Raw genomic sequence first — 17,598 nt, forward strand, 5'->3', positions numbered from 1 at the left:
CGAACGGTTCAGTCGATTCGATCACAGGCGGCAGCTGTGGCGAACTGTCTTCGGCGACCTTGTCAGCCGGCCCGGTTCTTGCCGCCGGCGGCCACAGCGGTCGCGGCGGCCCTGCCATTCTTGAAGGCCAGGGCGGGCTGCTCAACGTAGCGGCAGCTCAGGTAAGCCAGCGGAACGGTTGCAGCCACACTCAGGCCAACGAAGACCCACACCGGGAGACTGTCACCGGCGATCAAGGCCACCACCTGCTGCACCGGCCAGCCGTAAATATAGACACCGTAAGAGACGTCGAAGCGGGAACCGACCCGCTGCAAGGGGATGATGGCGCTCAGGACAAAGAGAAGGTAAGTGAAGGGCAACGGTGCCAGCGTGGTGGCTGTCTGTGTCAGCACGGACATAACGAGCATCCCCACAGCGCCCGGGACGGCCCACCGTCGAATGAACTTTTCGTCGTAAAGGAACATCACGGCGCCGCCGGCAAAAGCAGCCAACATGGGCAGCGTCCTGGTGATCAGGAGGGGCACCACGGGATTTTGCTCGGCCGCGAGAGTTGCCACCGACGCGATGACGAGCGTCGCTGCCAGCAATGGACCCAGCACACGCCTCGGCAGAAGGCTGGCCGCTACCCCCACAAGCACGTAGCAGCTCGCTTCCCAGAACAGCGTCCACAGTGGACCGTTCCAAACATCAGTGAACGGCACCGCTGACAGCGTTGAACCGATGTCGTACTGGCCGAGGAACGGCGGATAGAGGAGGATGTTCCGCAGGATATAGCCGAGTTGGTCAAGGATGGAGAAGCTGCCCGCCGGATCCCACAGCCTCGACAGTGGCGCGAAGACAAATGCGACTGCGAGCAGACAGACAAGGAAACCAGGAAACAGCCGGAGGAACCTGGCCCTGTAGAACTGGCGGACGGAATGGCCGGAGAGCCTGCTTCTGGTGATCAGGTACCCCGAGATTCCGAAGAATCCGAAGACAGCCCACGTACCCAGGTTTGCGCCCCCGAGCTCTGGCTCAGCCCCGGCACCACCAAGAGCCCACGAATGGGAAACCATGACCAAAAGGGCCAGCCCGAGCCGGATCGCATTCAGCGAATTAGAGCGGGGGTCAAACGCGGATTTCAAAGACATAAGTACCTGCGGCTGGTTCCAATGACGCAGCCAAAAGGGCCGCCGGTCCGAGGGCTAGACTACGCCACGGCTACTCTGCACCCAATTTTGACACGACGGGCTAGCATGACCGGCCCCGTCCGCCCGGAGCCGGCCGCTGTTCAGCCGGCAGCGGGCAGGCGGGTTATCCCTTCGTCAAATACGTCTGCAAACGATCGGCCGCCGTTGCCGGCACAAAGCCTGCGGCTGCTATTTTTGCCAGATCCAGGATGCTGTTGACCGGACGGGGCGCAACGGATTTTCCGCGGAAGTATTCTTCCGTGCTGACCCCGGTGACGGCGTCCCGTGACTTGCCGGAGAGTTCGTAGACGTCGGCGGCGATGTCCGCCCACGACTGCGGAGCACCTTCGTTGGAGAGGTTGTAGGTCCCGAAGGGCGCGCCCGTTTCGAGCAGGTGCCGGATGCCGGCGGCAATGTCCTCGGTAAAGCTCAGCCGGCCGATCTGGTCGTTCACGACTGACGGCTCAATTCCGCGCCCGGCGAGCGATGCCATGATCCGGACGAAGTTGTTGCCCTCCCCGATCACCCAGCTGGTGCGCACGATGTAGTGCCGCGGCACCACGGAAACGACGGCGTCGCCTGCGGCTTTGGTCTGCCCGTAAACCCCCAGCGGGGACAACGGCTCGTCCTCGGTGTGGAGCTCTTGGGTGCCGTCGAAGACGTAGTCGGAAGAGACGTGGACCAGAACCAGGTCGTGCTCGACGGCGGTTCGAGCCAGCCGTGCGACGGCACTGACGTTTGCCGCCCAAGCCGCGGCCCGGCCCTGGCCCGACTCGGCCGCGTCGACTGCGGTATACGCGGCGGCGTTGATGATCGTGGAGTAGTTTTTCCAGTTCCGGGCCGCAAACGCGTCCGCGCTGCCGAGGTCAAACTCGGTGCGGCCGGCGAACTCAACGGAAGTATCTCCGTCGTAGAGTTCCCGCAGCGCCTTGCCGAGCTGGCCGTCGGCGCCGAGGACGAGGGTCTTCTTCGGCGGCATCGGGACGACATCCCCTAGCCGCGGGTGGGCCTTGTCCTTGTCGGAGAGTTCGGCCTCCTCCAGCGGCACGGGCCAGGCGATCGCGGCGCTCTCGTCGGCGAGGTTCAGGAAGGTGTACTGGCCCTGGGCGTCGGCGGACCAGTGGTCGTTGACCAGGTACGTGTAGGCGGTGTTGTCCGCCAGGGTCTGGAAGGCATTGCCGACACCGCGGGGGATAAAAATGGCCTGGCTGGCATCGAGTTCGGCCGTGAACACGGCACCGAATGAGGCACCCTCGCGCAGGTCAACCCAGGCACCGAATATCCGGCCGGTGGCGACCGAAATGAATTTATCCCATGGTTCGGCATGGATCCCGCGGGTGGTTCCGGCCTTTTCGTTGAACGAGATGTTGTTCTGCACCGGCCGGAAGTCCGGCAGGCCCAGGGCCACCATTTTTTCCCGCTGCCAGTTCTCCTTGAACCAGCCCCGATTGTCGCCGTGGACCGGAAGGTCGTAGAGGACGACGCCGGGAATCGGGGTTTCGTGCGCGGTGAGCTTTTTCGAGAACTCGATCGACATAATCTACTGGCCCTGTTCCGTGTACTTAGCTTCCGTGGCCGCCTTCTGCGGACGCCACCAGTCCTCGTTGTCCCGGTACCAGGCAATGGTGTCCTCGATCCCGGCGTCGAAGTTGGAAAAGCGCGGCTTCCAGCCGAGCTCATCGCGCAGCTTCGCGGAGTCGATGGCATAGCGCATGTCGTGGCCGGGACGGTCCACCACATGGTCGTAGGCCTCCGGGGACTGGCCCATGTGCTTGAGGATCAGTTCGACGACGTCCTTGTTGTTCTGCTCCCCGTCCGCGCCGATCAGGTAGGTCTCCCCGATCCGGCCCCCGGCGATGATCGCCAGGACAGCGGAGGAATGATCATTGGCGTGGATCCAGTCCCGGACATTCTCGCCCTTGCCGTAAAGCTTGGGACGGATCCCGTCGATCACGTTGGTGATCTGGCGCGGAATGAATTTCTCCACGTGCTGGTACGGGCCGTAGTTGTTCGAGCAGTTGCTGATCGTTGCCTGCAGCCCGAAAGACCGCACCCAGGCCCGGACCAGCAGGTCCGAGCCCGCTTTGGTCGACGAATAAGGACTGGAAGGGTTGTACGGGGTGCTCTCGGTGAACCGCTCCGGATCATCGAGTTCAAGGTCGCCGTAGACCTCGTCCGTGGAGATGTGGTGAAAACGCTTGCCGTGCTTCCGGGCCGCCTCGATCAGCGTATACGTGCCGATGATGTTCGTATCAAGGAACGGGCGCGGATCATGCAGCGAATTATCATTGTGCGACTCCGCCGCGTAGTGGACCACAACGTCGGCCTCGGCCACGAGCCCATCGACCAGGTCCGCGTCGCAGATGTCACCCTTGACGAACTCCAAACGCCCCGCCGGAAGGCCCTTCAACGAATCCAGGTTGCCGGCGTAGGTGAGCTTGTCCAGGACGGTCACGTGATCGTCTGTGTTCTCAACTACATAGTGGACAAAATTGGAACCAATGAAGCCGGCGCCGCCGGTGACAAGGAGTTTTTGCATTCAGTCAGCTTACCGTCAACCGAAAAGCTCCAGCGATCAGGGCATTGGAGCGAGCTACTTCGGTGCGCGATTTTGCCCCGCAGTGCGCCGCAGGGCCTCCCCCATCAGCCGTAAAAGGACCAGCCTCGCGGACACGATGACCCGGAGGGAGCGCCAGCCTTCCGGAGTCGCGTTCGCGCCGTGGATTCGACGCAGCAGCGTCGACTCGTCCAGGTGGCCGATCGAGCCAAGGACGTTTCCGCCGATCGCAAGCCACAGGTCATGGGACTCTTTCAAATACCGTGGAACGGGAGCAAATAGTCCTAGGACCTCCCGACGGAAGGCCATGCCGCAGCCGTAGTACGCCCGGTAGCCGATCAGGATGCCGGCCAGGTTGGGGACGCGGCGGTTGGAGTCGGCACTTCGCAGTCGGGCAATAGCCGGGCGCGGACCACCGCCAAGCACGTCGAAATTGCTCGCAACAACCGCATACTTGTCCAACGCCGCCAGCATCAGCTCAAGACGGCCTTCGATCCAGATGTCATCCTGGTCCGCCAGGAAGATACGTGACCCGCGGCTGGCCAGGACCGCCTGCTCAAAGGACCTGACGTATCCCTGGTTTGACGCCGCCTCAAGGAGCCGAATGCGGTCGTCACCGAAAGCCCGCACGGCGTCTCGGGTTCCGTCAGTAGACGCGTCGTCAACGATGACAACCTCGTCCGTCGGTCCCAGCTGCTCCAGGATGGAAGCCAACTGCTCGGTAATGTACGCCGAGCCGTTGTAGCTGGCCATGCACACGCTCGCGCGGACGGCGGCCACATTGTTTGGCTGTAAAGAACTCATGGACTCGCTTCGCTCGGTTGGGCACAATGCCGACGGGAAACCACGGCAACCCCGTCAATTCATCCTAAGCGACCTCGATCTGCCGGAGCTGGTGCAGGCGGCGTCCCGTGAGGGAAGTCCCGTAAGATCGAGGCAGACTTCCAGACCGACAAGGACCCGCCCACGCATGAAGACCGTACTGCTGCGCCTGACCGGGTTTGCGATCCTCCCCCTTCTGTCCTTAGTCACTCCCCTGCTGCTCCTTCCGGTGATAGCAAGCGTCGTGGGCGCCGAGGGCATATCCAGTGTCATCTCTGGTCAAGCCATCGGCACGTTCGCCGCCACCATCCTGCTGTGGGGCTGGAATGTTGACGGACCGGTCGCCATAGCCCGCGCCGCAGGCAGCCACGAGCGCAGTGAAATCTACTTGCGGAGCATGCGCACGCGGCTCCTTCTGATGATCCTCGTTATGCCGAGCGCCGGAATCGTTGCGGCGGCGGTCGCCGTACCCGGCTTCCGCTACGAAGCGGTGGCAATGTCGTGGGCTGTCGCCCTGGCCGGGTTGTCGCCTGCGTGGTTCTGCATCGGCGTCGGGCAACCCCGGCTACTGGCCCTCTATGACACGGTGCCACGCTTCGTCGCCACCGCGGCGGCCGCGCCGGTTCTGCTATTGACCCACCAGCTCTGGTACTACACCATTCTCCTCGCGGTAGCGACGGTCCTGGCCCTCGTCGGCTTCCACCGGCGCTACTCTGCAGGTGGCCAGTGGTTGCCAGCGGACCTGCGCGAATCCTTCGGCCAACTCAAGACCCAGGCGAAAACAGCGGGCATCAGCCTGGCAGGCAACGCCTATGCGTCGACTCCGGCCCCCATCGCCACCGCCACCACCGCCCCGCAGGCCTCGGGCAGCCTGGCGACCGCAGACACGCTCTACCGGTTCGGGCTCTTTACGGTCGTGGCACTGGGAAATGCCTTTCAAGGCTGGACCATTGAAAGGGGTGCAACGAACCCTGCCCGCCGTCACCTTGCTGCCATTTGGGCGCACGCCGGACTCGGGGTCCTCGGAGCGCTCATCCTTACGGTGTTGGGCCCATTCGCGAGCAGCCTGCTCTTCGCCGGCAAGCTGCAGGCGAGCACCGAGCTCTGCGCATACTACGGACTGGCGTTCGTGTTCCTCAGCGCCAGCACCCCGTTCATCCGCAATCTGCTGATTCCGGCCGGCCGCCAGTCACAGGTCCTGCGCTGGACCCTGATTTCAGCCGTCGTTGGGGTCGCCACCATGATCTATGCCGGCGCGAACGGAAATGCGCCTGGTATCGCACTTGGCATGGCCCTGAGTGAAGCGGTGCTGTTCGTTGCCCTGCTGATCCCGGGCCTCAAGCTACTACGTAGAGAAAGGGCATCCGACCATGCCTTCGAATGACCAACCAGGCCGCACGGCTGCCGTGATCGCCGCCTACTCACCGCCCGAGTCCTTGGTCGAAGCCATCCGGCGGCTTCGAGGCCAGCTGGACCACATTGTCGTCGTCGACGACGGGTCTCCTGCGGATTCGGCACCAGTATTCGCCCGCCTTGCCGAGCAGGGTGCCACGGTGCTGCACCAGGGGACGAACCAAGGTATTGCGGTTGCCCTCAACACGGGGATCCGGACCGCCTCGGAGAAGTGGGCGCCGGAGTTCTTCCTGACGCTGGACCAGGACTCGCTGGTCACCGATCGATACGTGGAGCTCGCCCACAGAACCTACGCCGACGCGAAGGCAAAAGGCCTTGACGTTGCCTTCGTTTGCGCGGCCTCTTACAGCGGCCATGCGGTACCCACCATCCCGAGCCACGATGGCTTTTTGCATGCATTCGACCCCATGCAATCGGGATTCGTGATCCCGCGCTCGACGATCGACCGGGTCGGCGCGTTCGACGAGGGCCTCTTTATCGACGGCGTCGATTCCGAGTTCACAGTGCGCTCGCGCACCGCCGGACTGGACGTGCTTGTGGGTGCCGGCTGTGACATCGACCACGACCTCGGCCAGCGGCGTCCCGGCACTCTCTTCGGACGTCAGGTGCGGATCGGCGGAACGATGCTCTCATACAACTACCACTCGCCGGGGCGGGTCTACTACATCTGCCGCAACGGCACGATCCTCACCAAGCGTTATGCGCTGAAAGCACCCAAATGGGTGGCCCGCAGGCTTGTCGAAGAACTCAAAGCGCACCTGCTTCGTTTCGCTTTCAGCCCTGGCAGACTCACCCTTCTGCGCGCTGCGGCACGCGGGTTCTGGGACGGCGCCAAAGGTGTCTCGGGCCGCATTCCGGTAGAACTTGAGCGCCGGATCCGCTGAACCGCGCGGCGCGGGGCGGCCGGCCCTGCCAGCGCCCCGGCTATAGAGTCCGCCCGACATTGATATAGTTTGGACACCATGGAACCCACTGTCCCCCCACGCGTTCTGGTCATCATGCCCGCTTGGAACGAAGCCGAGGCAATCGGCCAAACCGTTCGCGAGGTATTGACTACCAGCAACCGCTACGACGTCGTCGTAGTCGACGATGGCTCGACAGACAACACCGCGGCGTTGGCCGCGGCAGCTGGCGCTACAGTGCTGCATCTGCCCTTCAACCTCGGTGTGGGGGGAGCCATGCGAGCCGGTTTCAAATACGCGCGCCGCTATGGCTACCACCAAGTCATCCAGGTCGACTCGGACGGCCAGCACGATCCAAAGAACATCGAAGAAGTACTTGCCGGCCTCGAGCATGCAGATATTTCCATCGGAGCCCGTTTTGCGGACAAGGGAAACTACACTGTCAGCGGCCCGCGCAAGTGGGCGATGGTATTCCTTGCCCGCGTTATTTCTTCCCTCGCAAATACCCGTCTGACGGATGTCACCAGCGGTTTCCGTGCCGGCAACGAACGCGCCATCAGCCAGTACCTTGATCATTATCCGGCTGAATATCTTGGCGACACCATTGATTCCCTTGTCGTCGCCGTACGCTCCGGATGCAGGGTCACCCAAGTCCCGGTGGAAATGCGCGCCCGGCAAGGCGGGAAGCCCAGCCATAACCCGGCCCAGGCTGCGGTCTATTTGGGACGGTCTGTTTTTGCCCTGCTCTTTGCGTTGACGCGCAAGCGATCCCATGTAACCGTGCCGACGCACGGTGTGAAAGGAACCTAGCCTTGGGCAACATAGCTGCCTTTCTCTTGTCTCTGGCAATCGTCGCACTGGTCGTCGAAATGCTTCGCCGCAAGAAGCTTCGGGAGAAGTACGCCGTCCTTTGGCTGGTGGTCGGAGTTGCCACACTTGTCCTGGCTGCCTTCCCGAGGCTCCTAAACATCGTCGCTGAGTTTGTAGGGGTCCAGCTTCCCTCCAACCTGCTCTTCACCATGAGCATCCTGATGCTCCTGGGAGTCTGCCTGCACCTGTCCTGGGAGATCTCGGTTGTCGAGGACGAAACCCGCACCTTGGCGGAAGAAGTCGCCATCCTGCGGTCCCAAGTCGAGGCGCTGTCCGCGCTAGAGCCGGGCCTGCCCCCACACCGCGACGCCAGTACAACGGACGACTCCCGAACATCGCCGGTCCCTGCTGGCGAACCCTCAACTGAAAGCTCCGATTCCTAAAATGCCACTGGACATCTTCATCCCCTATTGGGGCGAGCCCGCCTACATGATTGAAACCCTCGAGAGCGTGCTGGCGCAGGAGAACCCGGATTGGCTCTTGACCGTGATCGATGACGCCTACCCCACCCTGGAGATCAGGGACTACATGGCTGATATCGATGATCCCAGGGTCAAGTACATCCGCAAGGAACACAACGAGGGAATCACGGAGAACTACCGTGCCTGCGTCGGACTCGCGAGCCAAGACGTGATGGTCATTCTGGGTTGCGACGACGTCCTCCTCCCGAACTACGTTGACGTCATACTGAAGGCCCACAAACGGTATCCGCACGCCGCGGTGATCCAGCCCGGAGTGGAGATTATCGACGAGAACAGCCGTGTTGTGACCACGTTGGCCGATACCGTCAAACAACAGCTCGTCAAGCCAAGGGGACGTGGCTGCAAGGTCGTTTCGGGCGAGGCCATGGCACGCAACCTGATGCACGGCGACTGGCTCTACTGGCCGTCGCTGGCATTCCGGACCGACAAGATCCGGGAGGTGGAATTCCGCGAAGGCTTCCCGATAATCCAGGATCTCGCGTTGGTCATGGACATGATTTTCCAAGGGCATCAGCTGCTGATCGAACCGACGCTGTGCTTCCGGTACCGCCGTCATTCCAACAGCGCTTCCGCAACGAAGCTGGTCGACGGTTCGAGGTTCGCCGGCGAGCGTGAATACTTCGAAGTAGCGGCCATCCAGGCCGAAGAACTCGGCTGGCACCGGGCGGCGCGGTCTGCACGGCTGCGTGTCACGTCCCGGGCCCACGCCGTTTACCTGATTCCCAAAGCCGCAATCACGCGGAACACCCCTGCAATCAAGGCCCTCGCCCGCCATGCTTTCGGCAAATAACCTGCCCGCTAAGAAAGGTCCCCAGTGACTTCTGCCTCAACTTCCGTCCGTCCGGGCGGCACCGTTCTAGTGACCGGCGGAGCTGGTTTTATCGGCTGCGCCATCTCCCCGTCATTGGCCGAGGCCTTCGACCGCGTCGTCGTCGTTGATAACCTGCATCCCCAGATCCACGAATCCGGCCTGCGTCCCGAACAACTGGACCTGCGCGCCGAACTTATTGTGGCTGATGTCGCTGAAGCAGCCACTTGGGACCAGGTCCTGCAGGATGTGTCGCCGGACGTAATCGTCCATCTCGCAGCGGAGACCGGAACCGGTCAATCCCTGGAGGAGTCCACCCGCCACACCCATGTAAACGTAGTGGGCACCTCCCAGATGCTGGATGGCCTCAACAGGCACCACAAACTGCCGCGCCGCATCGTCCTCTCTTCCAGCCGCGCCGTCTATGGCGAAGGCGCCTGGCAGGACGCGGAAGGAAAACCCTTCTACCCGGGACAGCGCATGAGCGCCACCCTGGATCAGTCCCAGTGGGATTTCCCCGGCGCCACTCCCCTGGCCATGAAGGCATCCGAGACCTTCCCTGCACCGGTCAGCGTGTACGGCGCGACGAAACTGGCCCAGGAGCATATCCTCCAAGCCTGGTCCAAGTCCTATGGTGTCGAAACAGTTATCCTGCGGCTGCAGAATGTGTACGGACCGGGACAGTCGCTGATCAACCCGTACACCGGCATCATGAGCCTCTTTTGCCGGATGGCAATGGGCGGAAAATCAATTCCGCTCTATGAGGACGGGGAGGTCCGGCGCGACTTCGTGCTGATTGACGACGTTGCCTCGGCCATAGTGGCTGGTGCCGTCTCAGCCACGGTCCAAGGCGAACCGATGGACATCGGGTCGGGAGAATTCCAGACAATTGGCACCGCGGCGAACCTGATAGCTGAGCACTACAACGCGCCGGAGCCACACGTCACGGGCCAATACCGGCAGGGCGACGTTCGACATGCCTGGGCTGATATCTCCGCGGCGCAGGAAGTGCTCGGCTGGTCTCCGAAGTTCAACCTCGCGCAGGGCATCGACCAGCTGGCGACCTGGATCGATGCGCAGCCCGACGTTAAACCTGCCTGAGGTGGACGGCGTACCTGTGCGCACAACCACCGCCGTGATCTCCTTGTTCAACCCAACCGAGGCGGTCCTGGCCAACGCCGCAGCATTGCTCCCCCAAGTTGACCGGGTTGTTGTGGTTGACGACGGGAGTCCAGAGGACCCGGCCAGGCTCCTTACGGAGCTGGAGGCGATGGGTTGCGTCGCGGTTCGGCTGAGCGAGAATTCAGGCATTGCGGCAGCGCTGAACGCAGGAATTTCGACGGCGCTCGCAGCCACACCGAGACCGGACTTCATCCTCACCATGGACCAGGACTCCCTTTTGGACCCGGGCTACGTGCAGGAACTGCTCACGACCGCCGCCGCCGCCTCGGCCTCGGGTGTGCCGGTGGGAATGGTTGCTCCGGGCTCGGTACGCGGCCTGCCGGTTCGGCGTGGACCTGTCCGGCACGGTGTCCAGCTCGGCGGTGAACCGATCCAGTCCGGACTCCTCGTCCCGGTCCCTGTCATCGAACGCCTGGGCCTCCTGCAGGCCAGTCTCTTCATCGATGGAGTAGACAGCGAGTTCTATCTCCGATGCCGCACCCACGGTTTGGCGGTGGCCCTAGCGCCCGGAGCTTCACTGCGGCACGCGCTGGGAAACAAAGTCCCGGCCCGGGTATTCGGGAGGAGCCTCTCCTTGGGCGGCCGAGTCCTCGAAGTCCGGACGGCGGCAACCTGGCGTTACTACTACATCTTCCGCAACAGGATTCTGCTGGCCCGGCAATACGGCCGTCACTACCCGCTCTGGACCATCAAGGGTTTCTTGGCCGACTACCGGCACCTGGCCATCGTGACGCTCCTCGCCCCCGGGCGATTTTCGCGGATCGCGAGTGCATTGGACGGGATCGCGGACGGATTCAGGGCCAAGAGCGGCAAGAAGCTGTCCTAAAGCCTGCACCATGCGGCACACAAAACGCTGCCGCTTGCCCAAGAACCAATGGACAAGCCAGCTGCGGCCCTAGCTGCTTTTCCTGGCCCGCCGCATCACCGGACGTTCAATGAAAAGCCAACTCGCCGCCGCTAACGGAATCGTGCAAAGTGTGGCAGCGAGGGTGAACCACCAGACGCCCCAGTGATACGCACCAAAGACTGCCAGCAACTGCTGCACCGGGAAGGCATAGATATATGCCCCGTAGGAGACATCGTGCCGCGCGACAAGCGATGGCTGGGGCAGCCACGTAGAGATCCACAGCAAGCCGTAGGCAATGAAGGGCGCTGCGAGCTGCCCGCCATATCCGTCGACGAAGCAGATGGACAGCCCAGCAATGGCGATCGAGACCGGGCCTGCGACGCGGTGAATCCCGATGCGTGAGCTCAGGACTTGAACCACCGCGCCGCCCAAAAAGTAAGGCACAAGCCGGGCGGCCAACTCAAAGTCGAGGTTCGACTGCATGTACGGTTTGATGGAGGCGATATTTGCCCACAGGAGCACACTTGCCACGTATGCCGTAACGACCGGCCAAGGTGTCTTCCGGGCCAGGGGAATGAATCCCACAACAGCAATGAGCAAGTAGCACATGAATTCGAAGTAGAGCGTCCAGAGCGAACCATTCCATGCCCCCGGGTAGGGCACGCCGGCTGGAGTTCCCGCCACGTCATAGCTCACGATCCGCAGCGGGAGGTTCGCGAAAATGGAGTTCAGCGGGGTGGTTGGTGTGGAGAGGAATCCACGCAGGGAGCCGTGCTGGATTGCGTAGGCGATGGGCGCGAACACAAAAGCCATCACTGCCAGGCAGACGATGAATGCCGGGAAGATCCTTGCCGCACGGTGAACCAGATACGAGCCGATCCTATTGCTGAACCTGCTCGCCGTGATCAGGTAACCGCTGATGCCAAAGAAGCCCGCAACGGCCCACCCGCCAAGGTTTTCGCCGCGGAACCCCGGGCCGTTGCCGGCGCCGACGATGTGCCAGCTGTGGGCAAACAGCACAGCAAGGGCCAAGACCAGGCGGATGAGGTTGAGGCTGTTGCCCCGCGGATCGAGCCGGTTCCCGAGTGAAGGGGCCGGAATCGCTTGGGGTTTAAGTGCAACGCTGCTCAAGTCCGGGCTTCCTTCGTCATATGTGCGGGCACTTAATTCTACACGGCGGCCGCTAACCGCTTCACCGGTCCGGGCCGACCGCCAGCGGATAAAAGGGTGCGCTATTTGCTGTGGCGCCGCCATTACGGGAGGATTGATAAATGCGTGGAATAATCTTGGCAGGCGGAACCGGATCGCGGCTGCACCCGATCACCTTCGGCATCAGCAAGCAACTCGTGCCCGTGTACGACAAGCCGATGATCTACTACCCCCTCTCCACCCTTATCCTCGCGGGGATCCGGGACATCCTCATCATCACCACCCCCCACGATGCAGAGCAGTTCCAGCGGCTCCTGGGCGATGGATCGCAGTACGGGGTGAGCATCACCTACGTCCAGCAGCCGTCCCCCGACGGCCTGGCGCAGGCGTTTATCCTGGGTGCCGACCATATCGGAGACGACACCGTTGCCCTCGTTCTCGGGGACAACATCTTCTACGGCCAAGGCATGGGTACGCAGTTGCGCCGGCACGCCAATATCGACGGTGGCGCCGTGTTCGGCTACTGGGTCAAGGACCCCAAGGCCTACGGCGTTGTCGAGTTTGACGACGACGGCAAGGCCCTCTCGCTCGAAGAAAAGCCGGCCAAGCCGCGAAGCCACTACGCCGTGCCCGGCCTCTACTTCTACGACAACGATGTCATCGACATAGCGAAAAACCTGCGACCCTCCCCCCGCGGAGAGCTTGAAATCACCGACGTCAACCGCACCTACCTGGAGCGCGGAAAGCTGCAAGTGGAAATCCTTCCCCGCGGCACGGCATGGCTGGACACCGGCACGTTCGACGACCTAAGTGATGCCTCGAACTTTGTCCGGACGGTCGAGAACCGCCAGGGCCTCAAGATCGGCGCACCCGAAGAGATCGCCTGGCGCAATGGCTTCCTCAGCGACGACGAACTGCGCGAACGGGCCGAGCCCCTCATCAAGAGTGGGTATGGCAGTTACCTGCTCGGACTGCTGGACCAGTCGATTTGATATGCCCGCCCCTGGCCTAGTCCTCGAACACCCCGACTTGCGGTTGTCCATTTGAGTTGGCTTGAAACTGTCCCCCTCATCCTCGCCGCCGCCGTCTTTCTCATTCTTCCGGGCGGCCTGGTCTCGTTTGGACTTGGCCTTCGTGGACTTCTAGCCGTCGCCGCGGCCCCGCCGATCACCGTCGCGGTCGCAGCCGTCTTGGCTGTGGCGCTGCCCTATCTCGGCATCAAATGGTCATCGGCGGCCATCTTGCTGGGCGGGGTCATCCTCGGACTTGGCCTGGCCGGCCTTCGGTGGCTCCGCCGCGACCGCACACTGGCCGAACAGTTGGCTCTCAAGTTCCAACCCGGACGCCAGTCCGTCTGGCTGGCGGCTTCCTTCGCCCTCGGCGCAGGCCTGATCCTCGTTCAGCTGGCTGTTGCCTTTGTTACCCCGGCCAGCTTCTCTCAGACCTTCGACAACGTCTTCCACCTCAACGGCGTGCGCTACGTCCTGGAAACGGGCAGCGCCTCGTCGCTGACGATGTCATCAATGGCCAGCGGAGGCGCGGCCCCCTACTTCTACCCCGCGGCCTGGCACGGTCTCGCTGCGGCCTTCATCCAGTTGACCGGGGCGCCGCTACCGGTGGCCGTCAACGTCCTCAACATGGCCATCGCCGCGTTTATGTGGCCGCTGGGCTGCATGATGCTGACCCGGATTGTGGCCGGCAACAGGCCGATAGCAATCGCCTCTGCCGCCGTACTCTCAGGTATCTTTTCTGCGTTTCCCATTATGTTGTTGGACTTTGGGGTACTTTATCCGAACTTCCTTTCGGTTTGCATGCTGCCTGCCGCTCTCGGCGCAGTCGCCGTCTGCTTCGGCCTCGGCACTGAACTCCACGTTTCTGCGTGGGCACGTTTCGGCCTGCCCTTGCTCTTGATTCCGGGGGTGGCCTTGGCCCATCCCAACGGCGTTATGTCCTTGCTGGTTCTTTCCGTTCCGGTGGTCGCACAATCCTATTGGCGGCGCTATATCGGCAGAAAGAAGGGGACCCAAGGCCGGGTGCCGGCCAGCTTGGGCCTGGTCGTTTTCGCAGGTCTGCTCCTCGTGCTCTGGAAATACATCCGCCCCCCGCAGGACGCCGCCTTCTGGGGCCCGGTGCAGTCAGCGCTTGGCGCAGGGTTCGAGGTGATGACCAACTCTGCAATGAACCGTCCCGTCGCTCCCGCGCTGAGCGTGCTGATGGTCCTTGGACTGGCACTGTCCTTGCGCCGCAGTCGCCACGCCTGGATTCTGGCTTGCTTCGGCATCACGGCAGTCCTTTTCGTGATTGTCTCCGGGACACCAATCAGCGACTTCAGGAGCCGGATAACAGGGGTCTGGTACAACGATAGTTATCGGCTTGCCGCGCTCTTGCCGTTGACTGCGGTCCCGTTTACTGCACTCGGCGCTGACGCCATAGCCACCCGTTTGCGCAGCGTGCTGCACCGCCACCGGGCGTCCGCAACTGTTGACGGCCGCAGTGTGACACCGAAGAGCACCCGAACCGTCCTGTGGGCCAGCGCTGCTGTGGTCGTGGCCGCAGCAGCACTAGCGTCCCAGCTGCCCTCGACTGCTGCCGCGGTGCGCTCGGCCCGCGCAAACTACCAGGAATCCCGGGACTCACCGCTTGTCTCCACAGATGAGCAGGCACTGATTGACCGTCTCCCGGAACTGGTCCCCGCTGGATCCGTCATCGCAGTTAATCCCTGGACCGGCGCCGCCATGGCGTACGCCCTAGCTGACCGGGAGACCACTGCAAAGCACGTCCTGACTGCCAATTCGCCAGCTGTTGAGCTCCTGAACGCCGAGCTCCGCGACGCCGACACCGTTCCGGCAGTCTGCGATGCCGCCAAGGCGACCGGCGTGCGCTACGTGTTGGACTTCGGATCTCAGGAAGTCCACGGCGGAAGCCACCGATTCCCCGGCCTGGAAAATCTAGCGGAATCCAAGGCCGTGAAGCTCGTTTTCGCACAAGGCGCAGCCAGACTCTACGAACTCACTGCCTGTGCGGTTATGTAGGGGCTACATCCGTCCCCGACTAGGGCAACGCAGCGACGGCGCTCAACTTCTGTTGCATCCCGTCAACCTGTGCCGCAGCTGCGGGAACCGCAAGTGAGATCCTTGTCACGGTCAGTCCGTCCACAACCTCAAGCACATACTCGGTCGAATCGCTGAGCCGGTTCAGTGAGTACCAGGCCTTGCTGCCGAGCCCGGACACGGGTTTTGGCTCCATCATAAGCCGGGGTAGCTCAAGCTTTTTGAAGGCCACTTCGTCATTGGCTGTCGTTGTGGCAATCAGCAACGAGTTGCCAGGCTCGGGCACTTGACCGCCCGGTATCGGCGCAAGGGCGAACGTGCAGGTCACGTCGGCCAGACCCGCTTTGGAGGATACCTTGGCGATGGGCAGTTGAAGCTGATCGGCGACAGTTCCGAGGACACCCCTGATGCCAACGACTCCGGGTGAACTGCAATCCTCAGGCCGGGCGGGCAGCACGGTACGGCCGTCGTGAGTCGTGGGTTCCGTGCCGGGTCCGACGTCGGAAGTGCCCGCCGGCGACGGGGGTGGGCGTCCTGCATCTCCGGACGCAGTCGCCCCGGAACCGGTAACCGGTCCAGCCGTGCAGGACGACAGCAGGAGGCCGCCCACCATAAGGAGCACGCACCGGCGCAATGCACTTTTGCCGGGGCTGTTAATTGAAGATGTCATTTGCAACTCCCATGACGAAACGGTCACCGGGATTCGCCGTTCGCATAAACTGCAGCAGGTCTCCGTCATTGAGTGAAATGCAGCCCCACGTCGGAACGTTGTTGCCATGCAGGAAGATGGCGAAGCCAGCGTTCATTACGATGGGCGAGTCCGGCGGACGGTTGTAGTTGATCACGACGCCCTGGCGGTAATCCCTCGAGGGCCTGGTGGCGTAGTACCACATGTTCTCGTCCGGGAAAACGTCGCCGCTCGACTCAAAGTACTTATTGTAGTTGCCGTTGAGCTGGCCGCCCCAGCGCGAATATGGGTTCAGGGTCCGGTAGGCGAGGCTGGTACCGGGGTTGCCCAATCCGAACGCCTCGGTCACGGTGAAACTTCCCGTAGGTGAGTACTTCTGCCAGGTCGGACCGGTGGCATACCCGGGTCCGGCGAAGCCCGACTCGCCCGCGGAGCCCAGCGCACCCCACTCGGTGGTGTACTGGCCGCTTGCTTGGCGGACGCAAGTGATGAAGTTGACCCGCGTGGCCCGGTAGTCGGCAGCGATCGCGAAAGATACTCGTGATGCTCCCCCGGTGGCGTACTTCACCGTGCCGGTATTGAGCGCCGGACAATACCCCGAAGTGGCCGGCATGAACTTGACTCCGTATCCGGTGACCCACTGAAGTTCGCCGAACTGGAACAGTTGCCGGCAATTTCCGCCCGAATCGCACATTTCACCGGTAGTGGGATAGCCGAGGACGCCGTCCTGAGCGTATCTCGAGGCATAGTACAGACCCAACCCGCCCCACACTGCCTGCGTCCCCGCTCCGATGGCAAAGTAAATACTGCCTCGTTGGAATGCTTGGGAGCATCCCCCGCCACGCAGTCCGCACTTTTCGTTGGCCACCGGGTAGCCGAGGTAGCTGGCGCTGCCGCCCAATGCGTCATAGCGGCCCTGGATACCGCCCCAGACCGGAAAGGTCCCCGCACCCGGCACAAAGTAGATGGTTCCCCGCTGGAACTTCTGCAGGCAGGCGTTGCCCGGCAAACCGCACTGCTCGGGAGCTACCGGGTAGCCGAGATAGCCCGACGAGCCGCCAAGACCTTCAAAAGTGCCCCCGATGGCTCCCCAAATCGGCCAGGTTCCACCGGGCCCGAAGTAAATCAAACCTCGCTGGAAGTGCTGGACGCAGTGCCCGGCAGGAACACCGCACACCTCAGCCTCGCGCGGGTAGCCAAGATATCCGGCAATGCCGCCCATGCCTTCATACCGCATGCTGACCCCGCCCCAGACAGGAAACGTGCCCACACCCGGCACGTCGTGAAGGGAGCCGCCGCGGAACTGCTGGCGGCAACTGTTGGCCTGCAGCCCGCACTTGCGGTCCTCACTCGGATAGGAGAGGTTCCCTCCGACGCCGCCGTATTTTACCCACGCCGCCTCGATTGGCCCGGCCATCAGGTGGGCGCCGGTTGCCGGACTCCACGCGATCGTGCCGTGGGCGAATGTCTGCAGGCAGCCGCCGTTGGCCAAGCCACAAAGCTGCGCTGCGGTGGCTGGGCCAACCGCCCCGGAGTCACCACCGAGCCTCTGATGCTCGGCACCGATGGGCCCGGGCACTGTAAACATTGCGGCGGCCGCTGCGGCCGGATCGGAAACTTCCAGGCTCGGAGCCACGGGGGCCGGGGTCGCCGTCGGCT

At 62.8% G+C, this 17,598-nt stretch carries 17 protein-coding genes; 10 read left to right on the top strand and 7 right to left on the bottom strand.

Features of this window, described 5'->3' with window-relative positions:
• Positions 1-62 precede the first annotated feature (62 nt).
• From ABIB49_RS06985 to ABIB49_RS07000, 4 genes are all read right to left on the bottom strand, one after another.
• Positions 63-1,130, bottom strand: coding sequence for an acyltransferase family protein (locus ABIB49_RS06985; protein WP_354156842.1), 1,068 nt, complete (start codon positions 1,128-1,130; stop codon positions 63-65).
• A 163-nt stretch (positions 1,131-1,293) separates the two neighbouring features.
• Complete coding sequence (locus ABIB49_RS06990; protein ID WP_354156843.1) at positions 1,294-2,706, bottom strand: sugar nucleotide-binding protein; 1,413 nt, start codon at positions 2,704-2,706, stop codon at positions 1,294-1,296.
• A gap of 3 nt (positions 2,707-2,709) precedes the next feature.
• Positions 2,710-3,708 carry a dTDP-glucose 4,6-dehydratase gene (rfbB, locus tag ABIB49_RS06995; RefSeq protein ID WP_282360475.1) on the bottom strand — a complete coding sequence of 333 codons (999 nt, stop codon included), beginning with the start codon at positions 3,706-3,708 and terminating at the stop codon, positions 2,710-2,712.
• Positions 3,709-3,762: 54 nt separating this feature from the next.
• Positions 3,763-4,530 carry a glycosyltransferase gene (locus tag ABIB49_RS07000; RefSeq protein ID WP_354156844.1) on the bottom strand — a complete coding sequence of 256 codons (768 nt, stop codon included), beginning with the start codon at positions 4,528-4,530 and terminating at the stop codon, positions 3,763-3,765.
• 166 nt (positions 4,531-4,696) lie between these two features.
• On the opposite strand from ABIB49_RS07000, the gene ABIB49_RS07005 reads away from it, so the two are divergent.
• From ABIB49_RS07005 to ABIB49_RS07035, 7 genes are all read left to right on the top strand, one after another.
• The gene (locus tag ABIB49_RS07005; RefSeq protein ID WP_282360477.1) at positions 4,697-5,932 is read left to right on the top strand and encodes a polysaccharide biosynthesis protein; all 1,236 of its coding nucleotides are present in this window, start codon (positions 4,697-4,699) and stop codon (positions 5,930-5,932) included.
• Entirely contained in the window at positions 5,919-6,845 is a 927-nt protein-coding gene (locus ABIB49_RS07010; protein WP_282360478.1) for a glycosyltransferase, read from the top strand. Before ABIB49_RS07005 ends, ABIB49_RS07010 begins: the two co-directional genes overlap by 14 nt.
• Positions 6,846-6,923: 78 nt before the next feature.
• Complete coding sequence (locus tag ABIB49_RS07015) at positions 6,924-7,673, top strand: glycosyltransferase family 2 protein (RefSeq protein ID WP_282360479.1); 750 nt, start codon at positions 6,924-6,926, stop codon at positions 7,671-7,673.
• A gap of 2 nt (positions 7,674-7,675) precedes the next feature.
• Complete coding sequence (locus ABIB49_RS07020) at positions 7,676-8,116, top strand: DUF2304 domain-containing protein (protein WP_282360480.1); 441 nt, start codon at positions 7,676-7,678, stop codon at positions 8,114-8,116.
• A 1-nt stretch (position 8,117) separates the two neighbouring features.
• Entirely contained in the window at positions 8,118-9,005 is an 888-nt protein-coding gene (locus tag ABIB49_RS07025; RefSeq protein WP_253032364.1) for a glycosyltransferase family 2 protein, read from the top strand.
• Between the two features lie 24 nt (positions 9,006-9,029).
• Positions 9,030-10,124 (top strand): NAD-dependent epimerase/dehydratase family protein, encoded by a 1,095-nt coding sequence (locus ABIB49_RS07030; protein ID WP_282360482.1) that lies wholly within the window; start codon positions 9,030-9,032, stop codon positions 10,122-10,124.
• A 16-nt stretch (positions 10,125-10,140) separates the two neighbouring features.
• Positions 10,141-11,031 carry a glycosyltransferase gene (locus ABIB49_RS07035; RefSeq protein ID WP_354156845.1) on the top strand — a complete coding sequence of 297 codons (891 nt, stop codon included), beginning with the start codon at positions 10,141-10,143 and terminating at the stop codon, positions 11,029-11,031.
• A 69-nt stretch (positions 11,032-11,100) separates the two neighbouring features.
• On the opposite strand, the gene ABIB49_RS07040 is transcribed toward ABIB49_RS07035, so the two are convergent.
• Entirely contained in the window at positions 11,101-12,183 is a 1,083-nt protein-coding gene (locus tag ABIB49_RS07040) for an acyltransferase family protein (RefSeq protein ID WP_282360484.1), read from the bottom strand.
• 140 nt (positions 12,184-12,323) lie between these two features.
• On the opposite strand from ABIB49_RS07040, the gene rfbA reads away from it, so the two are divergent.
• Both rfbA and ABIB49_RS07050 read left to right on the top strand, forming a co-directional pair.
• The gene (gene rfbA / locus ABIB49_RS07045; RefSeq protein WP_282360485.1) at positions 12,324-13,193 is read left to right on the top strand and encodes a glucose-1-phosphate thymidylyltransferase RfbA; all 870 of its coding nucleotides are present in this window, start codon (positions 12,324-12,326) and stop codon (positions 13,191-13,193) included.
• 51 nt (positions 13,194-13,244) lie between these two features.
• A complete protein-coding gene (locus tag ABIB49_RS07050) occupies positions 13,245-15,233 on the top strand; it encodes a DUF6541 family protein (RefSeq protein ID WP_354156846.1) in 1,989 nt (662 codons plus the stop codon).
• A 19-nt stretch (positions 15,234-15,252) separates the two neighbouring features.
• Here the strand turns inward: ABIB49_RS07050 and ABIB49_RS07055 are convergent, their stop codons facing one another.
• Complete coding sequence (locus ABIB49_RS07055; protein WP_354156847.1) at positions 15,253-15,537, bottom strand: hypothetical protein; 285 nt, start codon at positions 15,535-15,537, stop codon at positions 15,253-15,255.
• On the opposite strand from ABIB49_RS07055, the gene ABIB49_RS07060 reads away from it, so the two are divergent.
• Complete coding sequence (locus ABIB49_RS07060; protein ID WP_354156848.1) at positions 15,538-15,678, top strand: hypothetical protein; 141 nt, start codon at positions 15,538-15,540, stop codon at positions 15,676-15,678.
• A gap of 226 nt (positions 15,679-15,904) precedes the next feature.
• On the opposite strand, the gene ABIB49_RS07065 is transcribed toward ABIB49_RS07060, so the two are convergent.
• Entirely contained in the window at positions 15,905-17,575 is a 1,671-nt protein-coding gene (locus tag ABIB49_RS07065) for a L,D-transpeptidase family protein (RefSeq protein ID WP_354156849.1), read from the bottom strand.
• Positions 17,576-17,598: the final 23 nt, after the last annotated feature.

Source organism: Arthrobacter sp. UYCu512 (genome assembly GCF_040547075.1).
Taxonomy (GTDB): Bacteria; Actinomycetota; Actinomycetes; order Actinomycetales; family Micrococcaceae; genus Arthrobacter.